Consider the following 20,458-nt stretch of genomic DNA (forward strand, 5'->3'; position numbering starts at 1 on the left):
TAAGTGTTAAGGATAGATGTTCCCTAAATTCTATTCAAAATGCACGTGATTTATAAATCAACGAGTGTATGAGAAGAAACCTATTCAATTCCAAATTAAATTTAATTCAATTTAGTTTCATTTGTTATGTTTAGGACTGCCGATTTTCCTGTATATCGCCAATTGGATCAAATGGATTGTGGGCCATCTTGTTTAAAGATGCTCACAGAATTCTTCGGAAAAAAATATGATCTGCAATATTTAAGACAAATCTCTTTTTTGCAAAAGGATGGAGCGTCTTTGGGAGGACTTTCCGAGGCATTAAGCAAATTGGGAATAGAATCAGTCGGAATCAAAGTAAATTTTCAGGAATTAATTTCAGAAGTACCTCTTCCCGCTATTGCACATTGGGAAGGGAATCATTTTATAATTATTTATAAGGCTAACCACAAGTTCATTTATGTATCAGACCCGGCCTACGGCAAGTTGAAATACCGCCACAGTGAATTCATCAGTAAATGGGCAGAAGCAGAGAAAGAACAGGGTGTTCTTCTTCTTGTAGAACCCACTGATCACTTCCTGGACGAAGAACCTCCAGAAATGGATAAGAAAAGTAGTCTGGGATTCCTGCTTGATTACCTTAAACCTTACAAAAGATATATAAACCAGTTATTCCTGGGTTTAATAATTGCTGCCACTATTCAGTTAATGCTTCCTTTCCTTACGCAAAGCCTGGTGGACTATGGAATTAATTATGAAGACTTTGGTTTTATCAACCTTATATTATTAGCGCAGTTCTTTTTGTTTCTTACGCGTTCTGCATCAGAAGTGATTAGAGACTGGATTTTATTGTATATAAGTACACGTATAAATATTCAAATGCTTTCAGATTTTTTGGGGAAACTACTAAGCCTTCCTTTAGCATATTTTGAATCAAAAGACACCGGTGATTTTATGCAAAGAATCTATGATCATCAAAGGATAGATGAGTTTCTAACGGGCCGTGGTTTAAATATTCCTTTTGATATCTTTTCTATTTTAGTATTCGGAATAGTGCTGTTCTACTTTCATCCACATATTGCACTTATCTTTTTTACAGGAACTTGTTTATTTTTCGGTTGGTCACTATTATTTATGAAAAGGAAGGAACTTTTGGATAACCAGCTTTTCGACCTTAACAGAAAAGACCAATCCCTATTTCTGCAGATCATTCTGGCAGTTTCAGAAATTAAATTAAACAATTCAGAAAACAGGAGAAAAGGGGAGTGGGAAGTTAATCAAAATGGTCTTTTCAGGATAAAGTCAAAGATTTTAAGCGTAGGACAGGCTCAAATTAAAGGAGGTTTATTCCTTAATGAATTAACCAATATTTTAATAATCTTCTGGTCTGCAAAGGCTGTAATCACAGGGCAAATTACATTGGGGGCTATGCTGGCTATCCAATTTATTATCGGCTCATTATCCTTACCTATTTCAAATATCATCAATTTTCTTACAGATTATCAGAGCGCCAGACTCTCTTTTGACAGGTTGTCTGAAGTCCATAATCAAAAACCTGAAGATAACAGAAGGGGCTATGAGAATAACCTACCCACTGGAGATCTTAACATAAGGAATCTAAGTTTCGGATATGGAAACCCTTCCTTACCTCCATTGCTAAATGAACTGAATATTACTATCCCTAAGGGGAAGATTACTGCAATTGTTGGTTCAAGCGGTTCAGGAAAGACAACTTTGTTAAAACTGCTTCTGAAATTTTATATACCCTGGAAGGGTAATTTAAAAGTTGGGGATGATGATCTTAGAGATATTAATACATCCCTTTGGAGAAGTAGATGTGGAGTTGTAATGCAGGACGGCTGTCTTTTTAACGATACTATTGAGAGGAATATCACAGAATCACAACCGGATATTCCTGTGGATCGAAGCTCGTTACGAAAAGCTGTGGAAATGGTTAATCTAAATGAATTCATTGAGAAGCTTCCCCTTGGGGATCAAACTAAGATTGGGGAAAATGGACAGCTCCTTAGTGGTGGAGAGAGACAAAGAATTTTACTTGCGAGGGCAATCTATAAAGATCCAGATTATTTATTTCTTGACGAGGCTACCAGCTCTTTAGATTCAGAAAACGAAAAATTCATTACTGACAATTTAATTTCCTTCTATAAAAATAGAACTGTGGTGATTATTGCCCATAGGCTATCTACAGTCTTGACTGCTGATCAAATACTGGTTATGAACAAGGGTGAGATTGTAGAACGGGGGAATCACCAGGATTTAATTCAAAATAAAGGTGTTTACCATAACCTGATTAAATATCAACTAAAGATTTGAGAAGGTGGAAAATAGGAAATATAATAGCAGCGGGAGTAACCCATTGAATATTGAACCCGGTTATTTACTACGCCGAGGTACGGCCTATATGTTTGGATTCTTCTTTCTAGTGTTAATTCTGGCCGGCATTATTTCTTTTAATCAGGTTGTAAAAGGATCTGTAACTCTTACTTCAAAGAACCCTCCAGTTGAAATTAAAGTGAAAAGAGACGGAAAGCTTTCTGCTATTTTTTATAAACCCGGAGACTCAATAGTAGCAGGAGATATTGTTGCAGTACTTGATAATCCTGCAAGCCAAAAAGATATAACTTTCCTAAAAGAAAGATTAGGGAAGGATTTTCTAAAGGTATTATCACTGGAAGCATTATTAACCGAATTTCCGGTAAACTTAAGTCTGGGAACTTCCTTACAGGCAGCATACAATAGGTTTTTAGAAGAATATCACAACCTTATTTTAGAAAATACACTTGGCCATAACCAAATAATGGAGCAAGGCTTACTCCAAAATATTAATAACCAGAGATCAATTTTAAATTCTAAAGAGGAGGAGTTTCAATTGATGGAAAACAGTCTTTCTATTTCAACTGAAAATATAAATCGACATCGACAATTATTTGAAAAAGGAGTGATCTCAAAATTTGATTTGGAAAAGGTTGAGTTGGAATTTACCGAGAAGAATCGACAATACTCTTTACTGAAACAGCAGATGATTCAGTTACAGGCCGACAAGAGCAGGGCGAAAAGCGATCTTGAAATATTAAGATCTTCTGAAGAAAGAAAATTAAGCCTTCAGGAGGCGGAATTGGTTTTTGCAAAGCAAAATCTTCTTAATGAGATTTCAGAGTGGGAGGATATAAATATTATAAAAAGTCCCGTTGCAGGTAGGCTTTCTTATAATCAGGTTTGGGGAGTACATCAGAATGTTGAAGAAGGCGATGTAGTGTTTACCATTGTTCCTTTTATGAGAAAAGATCTGCTAGGTAAATGTATCGTTCCTGTCCAAAATTCAGGTCAGATAAATAAGGGTCAGAAGGTTTATTTAAAGCTTGACAATTATCCATACAGGGAATGGGGAATGATAAAAGCTAGCGTTAAGTCGATCTCAGAGGTTCCCAGCAGAGCGGAAGTGCCAGCATATATTGTTTATTTAGATGTAGATAGTTTAGTGACTTCCTATGGAAAGGAGCTAATTCTCCATCAAGAATTAATAGGAACCGCAGAAATAGTGCTTGAAGAAGTCACTTTACTTAAGCGCATTTTTTACCAGTTTCGTCAGCTTTGGACAACCTAATTCTATTTAAGTATGGCACAAATCCCGACAACATATAAATCAATCTTCTTCTATTTAATGTTTGTGTTAAGTGGTACTATATCATTTATTGGTTATTCTCAGGATATCCCTTCAAAGAGACTTGAAAACGTGACAACCAAATTATCCTATGAAGAAATTCAAGATCTGGAATATGAGGCATTGATAGATAAAGACACTGCTGCTCTGGGATTATTGATCAAGATTCACTTGCGAAAAGCTTCATTAGAGAAGAATAATATTGAAAAAGCCAGAGCTTATTATTATAAAACAACTTTAGAAAAAACTAGTCCTGCATTGGTATATGCAGATTCTATAATTAAGATTACTAAAGAGAGTACTCATCCCAATTATCCTGCGATTGGGTATGCTATTAAAGGACATCTCCATTACGAATCGGGAAATTTTCAGGTTGCACTTACCAATTACCTAAAGGCATATAATCTCGCTTTAACGAAAGATAATGTTGATCAGCAAAGGGAATTTGCTCTTGCAATAGCCGCAATTAGAAATCTTTATGGACAGCATTACGCCGCGGTAGAACTTTACAATAAATATTTAAAATTATTGAAAAACGAAGATAATTTTGAGACGCAACATTACGATGATTACACATTATTGATATTTAATCTCTCTTTAACGCATCTTCGATTACAGTCAATAGATTCAGCTAGGTTCTATGCTAATCAGGGTATTAAATTAACCTCAAAATTAAGGGACGATTCTAATTTTCAGGATTTCATTCTTTTAGATGCACAAATTAATTATTATGATAGTGCTTATGATGAAGCAAGGGATACCCTCCTTAAATATAATGGCTCTCTGGATGGAACCAGCAAAGCCATTAAACTATATTATCTAGGTAAAATTGAGGATAGACTGAATAATAAAAATCTTTCTATCAAATATTTTAAAGAAATTGATTCGATAGTTACCGCAACGGGAGATCCTTTTCCCGAGGTTAAAGACGTTTATCATGAACTAATTCTAAATTCCATAGACCAAGATGATAAACTTGGGCAGATAGAATATATCGGGAAATTAATTACCTATGATAGTTTACACTCGACAAAGCAGGAAAATGTTATAAATGCAGCTATGACTTCTTATGATATACCTTACTTAAAACATCAAAAACGAGAGGCAGAAGCACAGCTTGAAAATAAAAGAACAATTATAACCGGAGTTGGATTATTGGCCGGTTTAGGAAGCTTTACTGGAATATTCTTCTTCGTGAGATCAATCCGTATACAAAGAAAGTTGAAAGTTTTACTCGAAGAAGGGATAGTAAGAAAAAAAATAATAAGTGATCAACCAGTTGGTAACCATCCAAGTTCTGTACCTGAAGATATTAAAAAAGATATTTTAAATAAACTGGAAAAATTCGAAAACTCGGAAAGGTTTTTAGATAAGGAATTAGATATGTCTAAGTTAGCGCAGGAACTGGAAACAAATACTTCTTACCTTTCTGTTATTATCAATTCATATAAAGGCAAAACATTTCCTAATTATCTTAAAGATCTTCGGATAGCAAAAGCCGTCCGGATGTTAAATAATGATCATAGCCTTTTGAGATTCAGTAATCAGGGATTAGCTGAAGTGTTTGGATTTAAAACAAGTGAATCTTTTTCTAAAGCTTTTTACAAGAACACCGGTATATACCCTTCAAAATTCATAAAGGAGTTGAACTTACGAAAAGTGGACGGTCATTCATAAATGGAAGGTATTTCTATGTTGCTAATTGTTGTCTGATATAGTTATTTAGTAGCAAACAAATATTTATTAACCTTTAAAATTTTTAATCATGAAAAAAACATTAAAAGATTACCAGGGAAGAGCTTTAAAGAATTTAGAAAAAATTAAAGGAGGGGGAAACCCTGTAATTGATCGCGACAAGGTGAGACGGCCTAAGCCGGGGAAGTAGAAACTATCTGTTTTAATTAAAATGAGCCCGGACTGTTCCGGGCTTTTCAAAATTTAGAGTAATGAAAAAAGATCACCTCCTAATCCTATGTTTGAGCTTATTATCATTAACCATTTCTTTTGGTCAACAGAACTTTACTCATTCTTATTACCCATCTCTTTCTAAGCAAGTGAGGATCATAAATGAATTTGGTTTTTCACTTTCAGATGACTATTCCAACTTGAATAATCTCGAAGACCCAAAAATAGACCAATGGTTAAAAGCCCAGGACTCTTTAGCGGAAGAGTATTTTTCTAAAAATGATCTTTTGCAAGATTATCAGGAAAAATTTGAAGAATATCAGAATCGTGAGAACGGAACAATCAGTATGATTAAAGTGAATGAAGAAGGAAACTATTTTTACATAAAATATGATCATATATCTGGTACACATAAATTATATTTTAGAAAAAATCTCTCAGCAGATGACGTAGAACTTTTTGATCCTGGAAATTATGATGATATAACAGAGGTGACCTATCTAGAACCCTCATTCGATGGAGATAAAATTGCCATTGGATATCCATCCGATGAAAATTTTTCATCTCGAGTTAGAATATTTGATGTAAAAAACAAGAAGTTTTATAGTGAAGTGATCACCAATATTAATCCATCGTTTGGGGGAATTGAATGGTTACCTGATAGCTCGGGTTTTATTTATCTCTATTTTCCAGTAGTAGATCAAAATAAACCGGACTACAAAAAGAATTCTTATTCTGTTCTTCATAAATTAGGGAATATACATGCAAAAAAGATGAAAGTTTTTGGGAATAGTAACACAGTTAATATCCCTGCAGATTTTTATCCAAAAGTAAAAATTGGTTCCAGTCAGGATAAATATATTATTGGATATTCTGCTAATTCCAGTGATTACTATGACGCATATATTGCTAAAGTTTCAGATATAGTATCAGGAAATGCAAATTGGACTCCTTTGTTTAAGATAGAGCAGAAAGTGTATACCACTGAGGGAGAAGTTAGGGGTGAGGAATTTATTTTCAGGCAGGGAAATACCACCGGAAATCAAATAAGCCGTATTCAATTCCATTCCCCCAATTTTAAAAATCCAGAGGTACTTGCAGAAGGAACTAAAGAAAATCCAATCATCCAATTTGATGTTACTAAGGATCATATATATTATTCAAAATCTAAGTTAGGTGTTGAAGTTAGTCTCTGGAAAATTGATAAGAAAAAGAATATAATCAAATTAAAAACACCTTTTGTACCGGGGTATGTCACATTTTTTGGGGGATCAGTAAAAACTAATTTTATTGGAATAGAATTAGATGGATGGATATCAAACTATACCAGGTTCATTATTGCAGATGATAAAAATTTACAGAAAGAAGGATTGAAAACAGAAACCTTCTATCCTGAATTTGAAAATCTTATTGTAGAGCAAATTATGATTAAAGGTCATGATGGGGTAGAGGTGCCATTATCTTTAATTTATGACCCCAATTTGCTAAATTTGGAGAATGAGGTATTTATTTATGTATATGGTGCATATGGAGAAAGCTTGAGTCCCTTTTTCTATCCTATTTTTTTGGACTGGGCAACCCAGGGAGGTATTCTTGCCTTTCCTCATGTAAGAGGAGGTGGAGAAAAGGGAAAAGAATGGCATATTCAGGGACAAAAGGCGCTAAAATATAATTCCTGGAGAGATCTTATTTCTTGTACTGAAGCACTAATCGATAAAGGTTTTACCAAAAGAGGATTAATTTCTCTATATACATACAGTGCAGGTGGAATTACTGCAGGTATGGCCGTAAATGAACGGCCAGATCTTTTTTCTTCATACATAGCTGAAGTGCCTAGATTAAATCCTTTAGGTCTGGAATCATCTGCTACGGCCAGTAGTACAAGTTATTTGGAATATGGAACTGTAAAGGACAGCCTGGAGTTTGCAGGCCTGGTTAAAATGGATCCCTACTTCAATCTGAATTCGGAGAATAAATATCCACCGACTTTAATACTGCCAGCATCTCAAGATGACCGAATTCCTTTGTGGGATAGCGGTAAGTATATAGCTAAATTACAAAGCATTTCAGGGGAAGAAACACCCATTTTAATGGATATTGATTACCGCTATGGTCACGAAGGCCAGGGTAACGATGAGACCGTGATGCTTTATAGTAAAATTTTTAGTTTTGCCAGGAGTAACATGAGACAGTATCACTAAGCAACTCCCCAATCCTTTTAATAGCCATGATCAATCTGGCTTCACACTTTCCCATCTTCCAAATATTTTCGTTCGCTATGTTCGATAGCTTAAAAATTTATATTCATTTATAAATGAACTTATTTATTAATAAAAGGAATAATTCAGCAAGCACTTCTTAATAATATTGGTTTATAAATGTAGTATTTTGATTTATAAACCGAAATCCTTCCAATTTTTATCCTAACCTCTTTTGCCTGAAATTTAATGAATGGTTTATAACATAAGAGGTGAATTTTCTAATAACATCGGAAGAACTTTTGAAAGAAATTTCAAAAATAGAGGAATCTTCACCCTCTAGACTAAATGCATTCAATAGGGTTATAAAATACTGCCGAGAAGTTCTTGAAAACTACCGAAAGAATATTAGAAACTTCAAATTTAATTCATCTTCTGATGAAATTAAGTTTTTTAAGGAGGAAAAGCAAATTCCTCTTAGTCAGCTTATTTACTATACAAGCCTTCGAACGATTGAACTTGAATCAACTTCATCGGTTAAATACAAAAGGAAATATTTATCCAGGAAGATTAAAAAGATTAATAAGTTTTTTCAACGTAACAGGAAATTTCAGCTATATATTGATCTGGAACAAACCAGTATGGATAAATTTTATTTTACCCGGAAATTTCAAAATGAAGTGGCACACTATGATACTTCGCTATATTGGGATCCTGAATTCAATACTTCTCACGATATTCTTTTAGCTTATTTAAGAGCCTACAAAAGACTGCTTCCGTTTCTACAGAGACAAATGGAATTATTAGATCACCCACAAATTGAATATATCAATAAACACGATCTACATTGGACGGCCTCCAAAGTGGACCTTATCGAGCTCATTTATGCATTACATTTCTCAGGAGCTATTAATAATGGTTCTGCAAATATTATTGATATCGTTTCCCTTTTTGAAGTGATTTTTAAACAAAAGTTAGGCAATTGCTATAAGAAGCTTTCTGAAATTAAGGGTAGGAAAGGTAGAATCACCAAATTTTTGGACGAAATCACCTGGAATTTTGAACAAAAAATGAACCATGAAAATGAGCTATAATTTTCGGTAGGTGAACGTAACTCCGAAAACTATTTTTCTGTCAATATTTAGTTACTTTTTTAATTTATTGCCATTTATTTTCCGCGGTAAAGCTCCCAAATATTACTATTTACAGGAAGTGTTAAATTATCTCGTAGTCCGGTAGACATAGTGAAATTAATTTCCTAAAGCTACTCAAATTTGCCTAGAAGTCAAATCAACAAAATCCCGCCGTGTAAAAAAGTATAACCATCGGTGGGATTTTAAACTAAAACTTTTTAAAAATGGCAAAAGAAATAATTACTACTGATGATCTAATGATTTTTAAGCTGGAGTTATTCGATGAGCTTAAAAGACTTTTTAATGAGCAGTCTAAAGGAAAACATAAAAGGTACGTGAAATCAGGAGAAGTGAGAAAACTACTTAATATTAGTTGGGGAACTTTACAGAATATACGAATTAACGGGAATCTGCCTTACACAAAAATAGGAGGTACGATTTTCTATGAATGGGAAGATATACAACGAGTTATGGATGAATTTAGGGTAGATAATAGTGATTAATTATGAATTACATAAAACACCTTACCGCGATTTTTTATCGCTTCAATGAGGATAGCCGGCTCAATCCTTCACACGTGAGTATTTATTATGCTTTATTCCATTATTGGAACGTATTTAGGTTCTGTAAGCAATTCTATATACAAAGGCAGGAAATTATGGAAGCTTCAAAGGTTGGTTCACTTTCAACCTACCATAAATGCATTAGAGAACTAAGTGATTGGAATTACATTTTGTATATGCCTTCTAAAAACCCCTTAAAAGGTAGCCAGGTTAAGATATCCATTTTTTGGACTAGTGATGAACAAGCAGAATATGAGCATTCAATTTGTAGTGTAAATGACCTGGATAAGTTTGAGACTTTTTTAGAACAGGTTGCAGAAGAGTCCGGAAAGAGTAGCGAAATAGCTCCGGTATATGAAATAAACAATATTAAACATATTAAACAGAATAAAACTTATTGGCCAAAAAGTGAATTAGAAGTTTTGAATTTTTTTAAAAAGAATGGTTGGCCAGATAATGAAGCTTCTAAGTTCTATCTCCACTATGAGGCTGTTGGTTGGAAAATTAATAGAAATACTCAGGTTGTAAACTGGCAGGCTTTAGCTAAGCGTTGGATCAAAAAAGCCGAGGAGATCCAGCAGAATATAAAATCAAAAAATCCAGATCATTTAAAAATAAAAAAAAATAAAAACTATGGAGAACCCTTGTGAAATAATTGAAGGCGGCGTGGTGTACAAGATCGGGAGATTTAAGGGAAAAGAAGTTTTGTATGATTTTCCTCTTATGCTCGAATACCTGCAAATAAAAGGAAAAATCCTTTTTGGTAAAGATTTTCACCTGTATAAAAAAGATGAAAAATTACTTTTCAAGCTTTGCAATTACATCATCGCAGATAAGGAAAAATGTCAAAAATTTGAACTCGATCCTGCCAAAGGAATTTTATTAACAGGTCCGGTAGGTTGTGGAAAAACAAGTTTTCTAAAATTATTACGCTACCTGGTACCGCACCAAAAAGAATATCAGGTAATTCCCTGCAGAAATATCGCTTTTGCCTTTCATCATCTTGGCTATAAAACAATTGAGGATTATGGGAACAGCAGCTATCTATGTTTTGATGATCTAGGGGTTGAGCCAGAAGGCAGGTTTTACGGAAAAGATTGCAATGTTATGGGCGAAATTCTCCTTTCCCGTTATGAATTGTTTTTGAATCATAAAGTTAGAACCCACGCTACAACAAATTTAAATGCCGGTGAACTTGAAGAACGCTATGGCTCGAGGGTTAGGAGTAGAATGCGCGAACTTTTTAACCTGATCTCATTTGATGAAAAAACTATTGATAAGAGGAAATAGAAAAAATCTTAATTTTACTTTTGCCTAAGTATTCAAATACTCAATTTTACAACTTCAAAATCACAAATCTGACGTTTTTAACCTTCAACTTTCCATCTGCCCTAAAACTTATAAACAACGCAATTCGAGAATTTCATAAAATTTTATCTCATTTGAGATCAAAATAGCTCAAATAAGTACAAATTTAATTTTATTCACAAAATGATGTAACCTGGTGGAATTCAAGTGATTTAATTATATTTTTCTAAATAACAAAGTATTTGGAAAATGAAGATAGCCACATTTAATATTCAGAATTTATTCCATCGGGACAGAAGTTTTTTGGAAAAGCCATTCAATAAAAACAAAAAGGAATGGGAAATGGAGGTAGATCAACTATTGGAAAAGCCTTTTAAGTCAATTCAAGATAATGATCGGATAAGGGAATTAGCTTGTTTAGTCGGTATTGATAAATGTAATCAACTACCATATGCTGTTTTAAGGCGGAAAGCCAGCTTTCTTTTTTTAAAGGGAAAGAATTACTCAAAGGAATTAAAAGCTTCTGAATTGACAAATTGGAACGGCTGGATAGCACTTCAGAATTTTCCAATTGATCCTAAGGCAGTAGAAAATAAAGCTAGGGTAATCGCAGATGTGAATCCTGATATTTTGGTTCTCCAGGAGATTGAAGACCGTGCCTCACTTGATGAATTTAATAATGAGTTTCTACCCCGGTTTGGTTGCAACCCGTTTGAACAAAGTTTTGTAGTGCAGGGAAATGATATGCGAGGCCAGGAAATTGGCATTCTTTCCCGAAATGGTTTTAAAATTGAATCGGTGAGAAACCATATTTATGATTTAAATATCAATAAAAATACTCTTTTTTGTAAAGATCTTGTGGAATATAAAATACTTACCGCAAATGGAAATACAATTTGGATCCTAGCTACCCATTTACAAGAGCAAACAATATATAAAGAACATTCAGATACTATAAGAAAAGTACAGACCGAAAAAATTGCTGAAGTATATCATAAATTATATGCAGAGGATAAAAAGCATATTGCAGTAATGGGTACGCTCAATACCGTTTCATATTGTAATTCCCTTGCTCCCTTACTGCAAAGAGCCAATTTAAAGGAAGTCACCAAACATCCATCCTTTAATGTGGATTACGACAAAGGAAAAGATGCTGGCTATTACAGTCTTGGAGCTTACCGGTTGGGAGTTAATATTAAGCAAAAAGATTACCTACTTTTATCCCCCGAACTTTTTGATAAAGTTAAAAATAGCGGACTAAACCGAAAAGGCATCTGGCCTGATAAACGGCCTATGTGGACGGTATATCCAGGTATAAATTGTAAAGCTCACTCGGCCAGTGAGCATCCTGCAATTTGGGTGGATTTGAGTTGGTAGGGATTGTTTTCGAACCGCCATTTACAAGATCAGTACGTATGGTGGTTTGAGAGCTGTACTCCGAATTAGCTAATGGTGGAGTGGCCTAGTCGATTAGCTGCTTCCAAGGACTATCTCATAAACTGTGTAAATAGAAAAATAACAGGGGTCACGACCCCTGTTATTTTTTTGTCTAATTTTAAATTTTACACAGTATGAAAAAAGAGGATTTATTTAACGATGAATTTTTAAAGCAGTTCAAAAGTGGAGATGAGCTCAATGGCTTTTTAAAACAACTGCAGAAACGTGGCATTGAAAAAATGCTGGAAGGCGAATTGGATGGTCATTTAGGGTATGACAAGAGCCAAAAGTCCGATAATCCCAATACCCGCAATGGTTTTGGTCAAAAAAAGGTTCGTACCTCTTTCGGGGAATCCCAGATCCAGGTCCCCCGAGACCGAAATGCTTCCTTTAATCCGATGATTGTCCCCAAACGGGGCAATATGGTTGATGGTATTGAAAATGTCATCGTATCGCTCTATGCCAAAGGAATGAGTAATAGCGATATCGAAGAACAGATCAGGGAAGTTTATAATTTTGAAGTTTCCACTTCTACCATCTCCAGGATTACCGAGAAGGTCACCGAGGATATCGTGGCCTGGCAGAACCGACCACTCGAACCCGTATATCTTATTGTTTGGATGGATGGGATCGTATTCAAGGTACGGGAGAACTCCAAGGTGATCAACAAGACAATATACATAGCAGTTGGGCTTCGCAGAGATGGAAAGAAAGAAGTATTGGGACTTTGGTTGGGTAAAAATGAATCTGCAGCTTTTTGGATGAGTGTCCTTACCGATATAAAATCCAGGGGAACCGAAGATATCCTCATCACGGCTACTGATAACCTAAACGGGTTTACCGATACCATCAGGAACGTATTCCCTGAGTCCAAAACCCAAATCTGCGTAGTGCATCAAATACGCAACGCCTGCAGGTATGTGGTATGGAAGGATAAAAAAGCCTTTACAGCAGATATGAAGCATATCTACAATGCACCTAACCAGCAAGCTGCCAAAGCTGCCCTGGATGATTTTGCAGGGCTATGGGAAAGTAAATATTCTTATGCCATTAAGAGCTGGAGGGACAACTGGGAAGACCTTACCGTATTCTTTGAGTTTCCCCTGGAAATAAGAAAGATCATTTATACCACCAACCTTATCGAGAACCTCAATGGTAAAATCAGGAAGTACACTAAAAATAAATTGTCTTTCCCTACCGATGAGGCAGTGATGAAATCGGTATATTTGGCTACAAGGGAAGCCACTAAAAAGTGGTCAATGCCCATTAGGAACTGGGGCATTATCTTAAATCAGTTCCTTACGATCTATAAAAAAAGGGTCAGACTTTAAAAAGTCCAACCCCTGTTATTTTAACTTTACACACTTTGCGGGATAGTGTCTGCTTCCATAATCAAAAATTACTTAATTAAGTCTTTTTTCATAAGAATATCAGTTTGTTTGTCTCCACCTAAATTAAAAATATGTTCATCGAATTTTAGAAATCCGTTTTTTTCATAAAATCGAATTGCTCTTTGATTTTCTTCCCAAACCCCTAACCAAACATAATGAAGGTTTTTCTGATTAGCGATATCAATTGCTTTTTTATAAAGTGCTTGACCAATCTTTTTACCTAAAAATTCTTTTAATACGTAGATGCGTTCAATTTCTAAAGCATTCCGATCTTTTAATTCTGTTTGTGATTGATCAAAATTTACTTTAAGATATCCAACAATTTTTTTATTAATTTTAGCAAAATAAATTTCTGAATTTTTATCAGATATTTCACCACTTACTTTTTCTTTGGAGAAACTTTTTTTTAAATATTCTGCCATAAAAGCTGAAGAGTTTTGAGTACCAAATGTATCTTCAAATGTTTTTATTCCTATAGCCCGCAGTTGATCTGTATTTTTAAGAGTAACCTTGTCAATTTCAATATTTTTCATTTTTCTTCTTACTATAAATTTTCTCAAAAATACTTGTTTTATAACACAGGACCCATCACCATGTGGTAGAGTTGTTACTCCGGCGTTGTAGGCTTACACCCAAATTTTTCGTGAGTTTAATTAAATTTTAAAAACACTCTTGTAAATTTGTGATGAATTTTGTTGGCAGCAGTATTTATTCCACGGCCTAGTTATTCTTATTAAGTAAAATGTTGATATAGTGGTTTATTTGCTCAATTTGTTTGGCTTCTGTAGTTTTCGAAATGATATCATCCATAATTTCTTTTTGTTCATCTTTATTTAATGATTTGAACGAATCCTTTACACTTGCATCTTCAAAACATTTGAAAATTTCAGATTTTTTATTAATTCTATCATGTGTATGAAGATACAGGGTAACGGTAACTGTGTCTCCACCAGATTTGCCTATTGCTTTTCTTATTTCTTCGTTTATTGAAATCATTTTATCTTCTTCTTTCCGTGGTGCCAAATTCATTTCTTTCAACTCGTAATCATCAAGTAAACCAGAAACTTTTAGCGAACCCCAAGTTCCATCTATATCGGCTGTATTTGGTATGACAATATGGTATGTCCAAGCTCCGTTTCCGCTTTTATAGATCAATTCAAGCTTTTGTTTATCGACAATTTTTTTCATTCTGTAATTTATATTTTTTCTGAAATTGAAGGTAACGGTTGGGTTATCATAATTTGCGGAAGTATGGACACGGACTTGTCGGATTAGTTTTTTTCTTTCCTGGTTCCTAAAATTAAGCTTTTCCTACAATGTCCGTAACTTGAGATGAACGCTGTTTTATGCTGGCATTATCTATGCCTTCTGTACTTATAATATTTGTTGGGGATAATCAGTTCTTATTTAGCAATTCAAAAACCTTGTCATAATATTCTTGGGTCAAGACTTCTGTCCATTCTGTTGGTTTTTCTCCACTATAGAATGCTAAATATGTAACATCACTATCTTTTGTAGATGAGTGCCAATGTTCTGTATTTTTCTCGCACCTAATTACATCACCTTCTTTTAAAATTATAGGTTTTTTTCCTCTTTCTTGATAATATGCATCGCCATCTACAATAACTAAAACTTGCACTGAACTATGCTTATGCCAATCTAATGTTGAGTTAGCTTTAAAAGTTGCTTTTGTTATGTTATAACCTAATTCAGAGTCGTCGTGAATTATTGGATTTAACCAAGCTTCTCCAATGTAATGAGTATTTCGTGCTTTTGTACCCTCGGTTTGATATGAAGAAACATTATAATCAGAACTTTGTGAAAATAGAAATAAGGGGGCTAAAAATATCAGTGTGAAAATTGAATTTTTCATAATTTACTTTTAAAATTTTATTCTTCTTATTGTTCTTACATGCCTGAATGCATTCGTACAACGGTTACAATTTTGGACAAGTAACGGGAGTAGGGACGCGGACTGGTCGGCTTAGACCTAGTTTGTGGGTCAAGATACTTATTTTCTTTCTAACGCTGCCGCTTATTGGCGATTAACCGATGTTGTTGCCAGTGCGGCTACCTACCAATTTTTAAAATTCTTATAGCACCTTGAATTACGAGAATGAATACGATTGTTCCAATAATTAAATCTGGTTTACTTGAATTTAACCAATTGACTAGTAAAGCAGCAATTATAACACCTACATTTATTATTATATCATTTGAGGTGAAAATCATACTCGCTTTCATATGAGCTTCCTTTTTACTTTTAGATTTTTGAAGCAGGTATAAACAAATTCCATTTGCAATTGATGCTAAAATTGAAACAATTATCATTGTTGAAAAATCAGGAAGTTTTTCATTTCCAAAAAACCTTCTTAGAACTTCTGCAAATCCAATTAGCGCTAATAAAATTTGGAAATAACCAGCTAAATTGGCAATTTTTTTCTTTTTTACGATTGAACCTCCTACAGCAAAAAGACTAATTCCATAAACAAAAGAATCTGCTAGCATATCTAAACTATCTGCAACTAACCCCATAGATTTTGAGATTAAGCCAGTTGTCATTTCTATTATAAAAAATGCAAAATTTATTACTAGTACAGACCAAAGTAATTTCTTTTGTTGAGAATTTTCTTTGAATTCAGTTTGGTCGGTTTGTTCCGTCTTAATTTTTTTAGTTCCTAATTTTAGTCCGTTTAATGATTCTTCTATAGATTGAATTTCACCTTCGTGAAATACTGTTAATTTTCTATTCGGAATATCGAAATCAAGATTTTTAATACTAGAGATTTCATCTAATTTCATCCTTATCAGATTTTCTTCTGAAGGACAATCAATTTTTGAAATTTCGAAAATTGACTTATTCATTGAGGTTTAAATTTATCTAGCTTTTGCAAGATAAATTATGAATTTATACTTGAGAACTTTCTTGTTTAGAAATTTGATTTTTAACCTGAATGCTCAATGTCCGCATTGGCTACAACTTGTTATATCACGCACAATATACCTATTTATCACAAATCTTTCCCGGATAAAAATAGGTTTCAAATCATCTGGAAGAAACTTCAATTAATTTTAAGAGACCTAATTTGGTCTCTTGGTGGTCTTTTATGAGCTTACCAGATCATCCTTCCCATTAAACAAAATTCAAAGAATCCCTCTATTTTCTAAGAATCTTATCGCATTATCCGTCAACTCGCGTTAAAGTTTAGGCAGTTTGTTCCAGGCTTTCCCTTTCATAATAAATTTCTCAAAAATTAAACATCAAGTGGTCATCATCAATCAATTCTGCATTGGCAGATCAAAAAACGAACATTATGAAAAAAACAATTTACTCATCAGTCCTTTTGACACTGTTTTCTTATCCGCTCTTTGCACAAATTGGCGGCATTGAAAATTCAGTTGCAGACATAGCCGATACTATTCGAGCTATTTTCCCCATCATTCTCGGTGTTATTTTTCTCGTGGGGTTCCTCTTTAATGCGGGTCACTTCTTTGGTGAGAATGCAGATCTTAAAAAAGGAATTACCCGGGTGCTTGTCTTTACGCTTATTGCAGGAGCGGTTGTAGGAATATTTACCTACCTCATTGGAATAGTAGTGTAATGAAAAGTTTCGAAGTATACCGAAACATTAGGAAAAGAGCGATGATCTGGGGATTGCCGGTTTCGCTCTTTGCCCTTATGATGACAGCCGTGGTAGGATCACTGCTGGTAATCATATTTTCTTTCAGTCTCGGAGCGGTAATTAGCGTGTTTATTTTCAATTGTACGCTGTATATCGGCTTGACAAGGCTAACCAGTAATCCGCAGGTCTTCCAGTTTTCAAGAGTCTTTCCAGAAACTATTTCTTCTAAACGATTAAGCAACTTTCATTATGAGCAAGATTAATCTTTCATCACCACCACCCATTGCCGATATACGTGGAAATATGGTTTTTGCTGCCAATGGAAATGTAATATTGGCCTTTGAAGTGCTACTTCCAGAGATCTATAGTTTATCTGAAAATGATTTTGAAGAATTTCATAGTGCCTGGTTTCAATCACTAAAATCGCTACCCACGGGAACAGTAGTTCATAAACAGGATGTTTATTTAAAAAGAATCTATTCGGCAGAGAAATTACCAACCCATACATTTTTGGAAAAAGCTACCCATTATTATTTCAAAGGCAGGGAACATTTAGAACATCGTAGTTATCTCTTCTTTATTCATACAAAGAACAAATCTTTCAATCATCCAAAATATGTAAATCCCTTTAAAAAGGTTAGCAGGAATGTTCCTGGAGACCTGGATGATAACTTAAAGAGATTTCAGAATTCGGTAAATGATGCGGTTTCTTTCTTAAACAATAGCCGAAAGCTGGAGCTTATTCCTCTTACTGAGAACGAAATTAATAGACTCTCCACTAAATATTTTAATGGTTTGCAGGAAGGATTTGATACCAATATTTTACTGGATAAAAATAACATCAGTATTGGTGACAATCATTTTGACGTGCTGGCGGTAAACAGTGAATTGTGCTTTGGTGAAAGTATTCAGAGTAGTAAAACCAACGATAAGTTTACTTCAGATGATTTCGTATTCCATCAGGGTTTTATAGATGGACTCGGACTTAACTTAAAAGAAAACCATATTGTAAACCAGGTCATATATCTGGATGATCGCCAAAAATGGAGAAAACTACTGGATGCGAAAGTAGAAGAACTAAATAAGAGCTCAAATTTTGGTTCACAGAATAAAGTGGTCCTTAAGAAAATCCAGCATATTCTGGACCAAATAAATAATGATGATACCTCCAGAATTATCCGTGGGCATTTAAATGTGATTTATTGGGATAAAGACCGAACTAATCTTTCTTCGATTAATGCCAGGATAAAAACTGAATTTAAACTCCTGGACATTGTTCCTTATTATCCAAAAGGGGAGGAGCGCAAGAATTATTTTCTGAATAGCTACTTCTGCTTTTCTTCAAATTTCTCTAATGAGGATCTTTATGTAACCGATCTAAAACACGCGCTGTGCCTGTTTATTAATAACAGTAATTATAAATCAGATGCTAAAGGAATAATTTTTAATGACAGGGAATATAATATCCCAGTTTTAAAAGATGTTTGGGATGAAAGCAAGAAAAGAATAAAGGCCAGGAATTTTGCCATCTTCGCCCCTACAGGAGAAGGTAAATCTTTTCTGGCCAACAATATACTTCGTCAATACTATGAAAGTGGAGTTCGCCTAGTGATCATTGATCTTGGGGGATCTTATACCAAGTTCGCAAAGCTTTATCCTAATGATTACACCATCCTGAGATATGAGAACGGAAAGAGCCTCGGAATTAATCCTTTCTACATAAGCAGCCCTGATGACCTAACGGCCGATCGCCTTGAGGACCTGTCTGAGTTTCTTTTTGAATTATTTGCTTCAGATATGAAGGTTACCAAAGCCCAGTCTGTTTCCATTAAAAAGATCCTGCTTGATTATTATATACATTATAATGGCAAATATTCGTTGCAAAGCTTCTATCAATATATCGAGCGGCATAGGATTGATCTCCTGGATGACCTAAAGATTCACCCGGATTACTTCAACATTAATAATTTCCTTCACATAATGTCTGAATATGTGGAAGATGGAATCTACAGTTTTCTATTTGAAGTTGGAGAAGACCAAACCTATAAGATTGAAGATAAGCGCTTAATAGTATTTGAATTGGATGAAGTGAAGGATAATAAAGAGATCCTTTCGGTAATGCTTAAGCTTATCAAATCTGCCATCCAAAGAACCATCTGGAAGAACCGGGCAGAGAAGGGGATTATTTTATTTGATGAGTTTGCCAAGCAACTAAAATTTGAAAATGTACTGGAGAGTGTGGAGTTTTATTACCAGGCCATAAGAAAACAGAATGGTGCTATTGGAATAGTTCTTCAGTCCATTAATCAGCTCCCCAATAACTCGACTTCTGCAAGCATTCTGGAGAACACACAGGTGATCTACAGCCTTCGCAATGAAAAAGGATACGAGGAGCTTCAAAAGAGATTAAACCTCTCCAGTCACGATTTAAATCAGCTAAAATCAATTAAAAACAACTTTATAGGGGAAAGAAAGTACACCGAGATTTTTATCAAGATCGGTAAAGAGAGCAATGTCTTTCGGCTGGAAGTCCCCAAAGAAGTTTACGCGGCATATCTCACTGACGGTGCAGAGAACGATCTCATTATGCAGCTCTATGAAAAGCATGGAAATATGGAAAAAGCAATTCAGGAATTCACCTCTAAAATATAAAATCATGAAAAAGCAGATTACAACACTAATGCTGATGGGCTTTTTAGTTTTAACTGTGCACACTCCAGCTATGAGCCAGGGGATGCCGGTGTATGACAACACTAATTTTATCAGCCTCGCCAAATCCTTAATTGAATCGGCAAAGCAGACAACGCAGCTACTGAAAACAGTAGAATTTCTCAAAACACAAAAAGAGAATATCGAAAAGGTAAATAATGTGGTAAGGCAGCTGAAGGCGGTAAGGGAACTGACTCGGAATAATCAGATCCTTTTTGAAACGGTGCGTGATGACCTTCGAAACATTCTGAACTCACCCTATATAAAGCCTGAGGAAATCGCTCGAATCTCTGATTCTTTTAATACCATTATGGAAAACTCCCTGGAAGATCTTGACTTTATAGATAAGATCCTTACCAGTGACTATTTTAAAATGAGTGATGCAGAGAGGGCGCAAGTACTAAGGGAAAGAGAACTACAATCTAAAGAAATGGTTGCAGAGATCACGCTAAAAACCAAACGCTATAACGACATCATTTCCTTCCGGGAGATGCAGGATAAGATCAATAACAGGACTATAAATTACTAAA

17 protein-coding genes are annotated in these 20,458 nt (G+C 34.7%); 13 read left to right on the forward strand and 4 right to left on the reverse strand.

Going from position 1 to position 20,458, the window contains the following annotated elements; all coding sequences use genetic code 11:
• Positions 1–126 precede the first annotated feature (126 nt).
• The 10 genes from BM084_RS03880 (at position 127) to BM084_RS03925 (ending at position 13,536) form a co-directional block, all read left to right on the forward strand.
• On the forward strand, positions 127–2,313 hold the full coding sequence (locus tag BM084_RS03880) for a peptidase domain-containing ABC transporter (RefSeq protein WP_093302861.1): 2,187 nt from the start codon (positions 127–129) through the stop codon (positions 2,311–2,313).
• 4 nt (positions 2,314–2,317) lie between these two features.
• Positions 2,318–3,604, forward strand: coding sequence for a putative HlyD family type I secretion protein (locus tag BM084_RS03885; protein WP_093302864.1), 1,287 nt, complete (start codon positions 2,318–2,320; stop codon positions 3,602–3,604).
• 12 nt (positions 3,605–3,616) lie between these two features.
• Positions 3,617–5,338, forward strand: a complete 1,722-nt coding sequence (locus tag BM084_RS03890; protein WP_093302866.1) for a helix-turn-helix domain-containing protein — start codon at positions 3,617–3,619, stop codon at positions 5,336–5,338.
• Between the two features lie 269 nt (positions 5,339–5,607).
• Positions 5,608–7,767 carry a prolyl oligopeptidase family serine peptidase gene (locus BM084_RS03895; RefSeq protein ID WP_093302869.1) on the forward strand — a complete coding sequence of 720 codons (2,160 nt, stop codon included), beginning with the start codon at positions 5,608–5,610 and terminating at the stop codon, positions 7,765–7,767.
• Positions 7,768–8,036: 269 nt separating this feature from the next.
• On the forward strand, positions 8,037–8,858 hold the full coding sequence (locus BM084_RS03900; RefSeq protein WP_093302872.1) for an RteC domain-containing protein: 822 nt from the start codon (positions 8,037–8,039) through the stop codon (positions 8,856–8,858).
• A gap of 263 nt (positions 8,859–9,121) precedes the next feature.
• Complete coding sequence (locus tag BM084_RS03905; protein WP_075327802.1) at positions 9,122–9,400, forward strand: MerR family transcriptional regulator; 279 nt, start codon at positions 9,122–9,124, stop codon at positions 9,398–9,400.
• A gap of 2 nt (positions 9,401–9,402) precedes the next feature.
• A complete protein-coding gene (locus BM084_RS03910) occupies positions 9,403–10,110 on the forward strand; it encodes a hypothetical protein (protein WP_075327801.1) in 708 nt (235 codons plus the stop codon).
• Positions 10,094–10,750, forward strand: coding sequence for an ATPase (locus BM084_RS03915; RefSeq protein WP_093302874.1), 657 nt, complete (start codon positions 10,094–10,096; stop codon positions 10,748–10,750). The genes BM084_RS03910 and BM084_RS03915 overlap by 17 nt, the downstream gene beginning before the upstream one ends.
• Before the next feature lie 267 nt (positions 10,751–11,017).
• A complete protein-coding gene (locus tag BM084_RS03920; protein WP_093302877.1) occupies positions 11,018–12,145 on the forward strand; it encodes an exonuclease/endonuclease/phosphatase family protein in 1,128 nt (375 codons plus the stop codon).
• 194 nt (positions 12,146–12,339) lie between these two features.
• Positions 12,340–13,536 (forward strand): IS256 family transposase, encoded by a 1,197-nt coding sequence (locus tag BM084_RS03925; protein ID WP_093302880.1) that lies wholly within the window; start codon positions 12,340–12,342, stop codon positions 13,534–13,536.
• Between the two features lie 68 nt (positions 13,537–13,604).
• On the opposite strand, the gene BM084_RS03930 is transcribed toward BM084_RS03925, so the two are convergent.
• The 4 genes from BM084_RS03930 to BM084_RS03945 form a co-directional block, all read right to left on the reverse strand.
• A complete protein-coding gene (locus BM084_RS03930; protein WP_093302883.1) occupies positions 13,605–14,129 on the reverse strand; it encodes a GNAT family N-acetyltransferase in 525 nt (174 codons plus the stop codon).
• 187 nt (positions 14,130–14,316) lie between these two features.
• Complete coding sequence (locus tag BM084_RS03935) at positions 14,317–14,784, reverse strand: DUF1905 domain-containing protein (RefSeq protein ID WP_075327793.1); 468 nt, start codon at positions 14,782–14,784, stop codon at positions 14,317–14,319.
• Positions 14,785–14,992: 208 nt separating this feature from the next.
• A complete protein-coding gene (locus tag BM084_RS03940; protein WP_093302886.1) occupies positions 14,993–15,469 on the reverse strand; it encodes a cupin domain-containing protein in 477 nt (158 codons plus the stop codon).
• A 197-nt stretch (positions 15,470–15,666) separates the two neighbouring features.
• Positions 15,667–16,461 (reverse strand): cation efflux transmembrane domain-containing protein, encoded by a 795-nt coding sequence (locus BM084_RS03945; protein ID WP_093302889.1) that lies wholly within the window; start codon positions 16,459–16,461, stop codon positions 15,667–15,669.
• A gap of 449 nt (positions 16,462–16,910) precedes the next feature.
• Here BM084_RS03945 and BM084_RS03950 point away from each other — a divergent pair, with 449 nt between their 5' ends.
• From BM084_RS03950 to BM084_RS03965, 3 genes are all read left to right on the forward strand, one after another.
• Complete coding sequence (locus tag BM084_RS03950; RefSeq protein ID WP_093302891.1) at positions 16,911–17,198, forward strand: hypothetical protein; 288 nt, start codon at positions 16,911–16,913, stop codon at positions 17,196–17,198.
• Positions 17,199–17,468: 270 nt separating this feature from the next.
• A complete protein-coding gene (locus BM084_RS03960; RefSeq protein ID WP_093302896.1) occupies positions 17,469–19,871 on the forward strand; it encodes a TraG family conjugative transposon ATPase in 2,403 nt (800 codons plus the stop codon).
• 28 nt (positions 19,872–19,899) lie between these two features.
• Positions 19,900–20,457 carry a conjugal transfer protein gene (locus BM084_RS03965; protein ID WP_449415953.1) on the forward strand — a complete coding sequence of 186 codons (558 nt, stop codon included), beginning with the start codon at positions 19,900–19,902 and terminating at the stop codon, positions 20,455–20,457.
• Position 20,458: the final 1 nt, after the last annotated feature.

The sequence above is a fragment of the Salegentibacter agarivorans genome, assembly GCF_900113135.1.
Taxonomy (GTDB): domain Bacteria; phylum Bacteroidota; class Bacteroidia; order Flavobacteriales; family Flavobacteriaceae; genus Salegentibacter; species Salegentibacter agarivorans.

Bases quoted from the DNA above. Each gene is read 5' to 3' on its own strand.
- BM084_RS03940 (WP_093302886.1), bottom strand. From the start codon at position 15,469: ATGAAAAATTCAATTTTCACACTGATATTTTTAGCCCCCTTATTTCTA.
- BM084_RS03925 (WP_093302880.1), top strand. From the start codon at position 12,340: ATGAAAAAAGAGGATTTATTTAACGATGAATTTTTAAAGCAGTTCAAA.
- BM084_RS03960 (WP_093302896.1), top strand. From the start codon at position 17,469: ATGAGCAAGATTAATCTTTCATCACCACCACCCATTGCCGATATACGT.
- BM084_RS03905 (WP_075327802.1), top strand. From the start codon at position 9,122: ATGGCAAAAGAAATAATTACTACTGATGATCTAATGATTTTTAAGCTG.
- BM084_RS03890 (WP_093302866.1), top strand. From the start codon at position 3,617: ATGGCACAAATCCCGACAACATATAAATCAATCTTCTTCTATTTAATG.
- BM084_RS03880 (WP_093302861.1), top strand. From the start codon at position 127: ATGTTTAGGACTGCCGATTTTCCTGTATATCGCCAATTGGATCAAATG.
- BM084_RS03895 (WP_093302869.1), top strand. From the start codon at position 5,608: ATGAAAAAAGATCACCTCCTAATCCTATGTTTGAGCTTATTATCATTA.
- BM084_RS03910 (WP_075327801.1), top strand. From the start codon at position 9,403: ATGAATTACATAAAACACCTTACCGCGATTTTTTATCGCTTCAATGAG.
- BM084_RS03950 (WP_093302891.1), top strand. From the start codon at position 16,911: ATGAAAAAAACAATTTACTCATCAGTCCTTTTGACACTGTTTTCTTAT.
- BM084_RS03965 (WP_449415953.1), top strand. From the start codon at position 19,900: ATGCTGATGGGCTTTTTAGTTTTAACTGTGCACACTCCAGCTATGAGC.
- BM084_RS03935 (WP_075327793.1), bottom strand. From the start codon at position 14,784: ATGAAAAAAATTGTCGATAAACAAAAGCTTGAATTGATCTATAAAAGC.
- BM084_RS03930 (WP_093302883.1), bottom strand. From the start codon at position 14,129: ATGAAAAATATTGAAATTGACAAGGTTACTCTTAAAAATACAGATCAA.
- BM084_RS03920 (WP_093302877.1), top strand. From the start codon at position 11,018: ATGAAGATAGCCACATTTAATATTCAGAATTTATTCCATCGGGACAGA.
- BM084_RS03915 (WP_093302874.1), top strand. From the start codon at position 10,094: ATGGAGAACCCTTGTGAAATAATTGAAGGCGGCGTGGTGTACAAGATC.
- BM084_RS03945 (WP_093302889.1), bottom strand. From the start codon at position 16,461: ATGAATAAGTCAATTTTCGAAATTTCAAAAATTGATTGTCCTTCAGAA.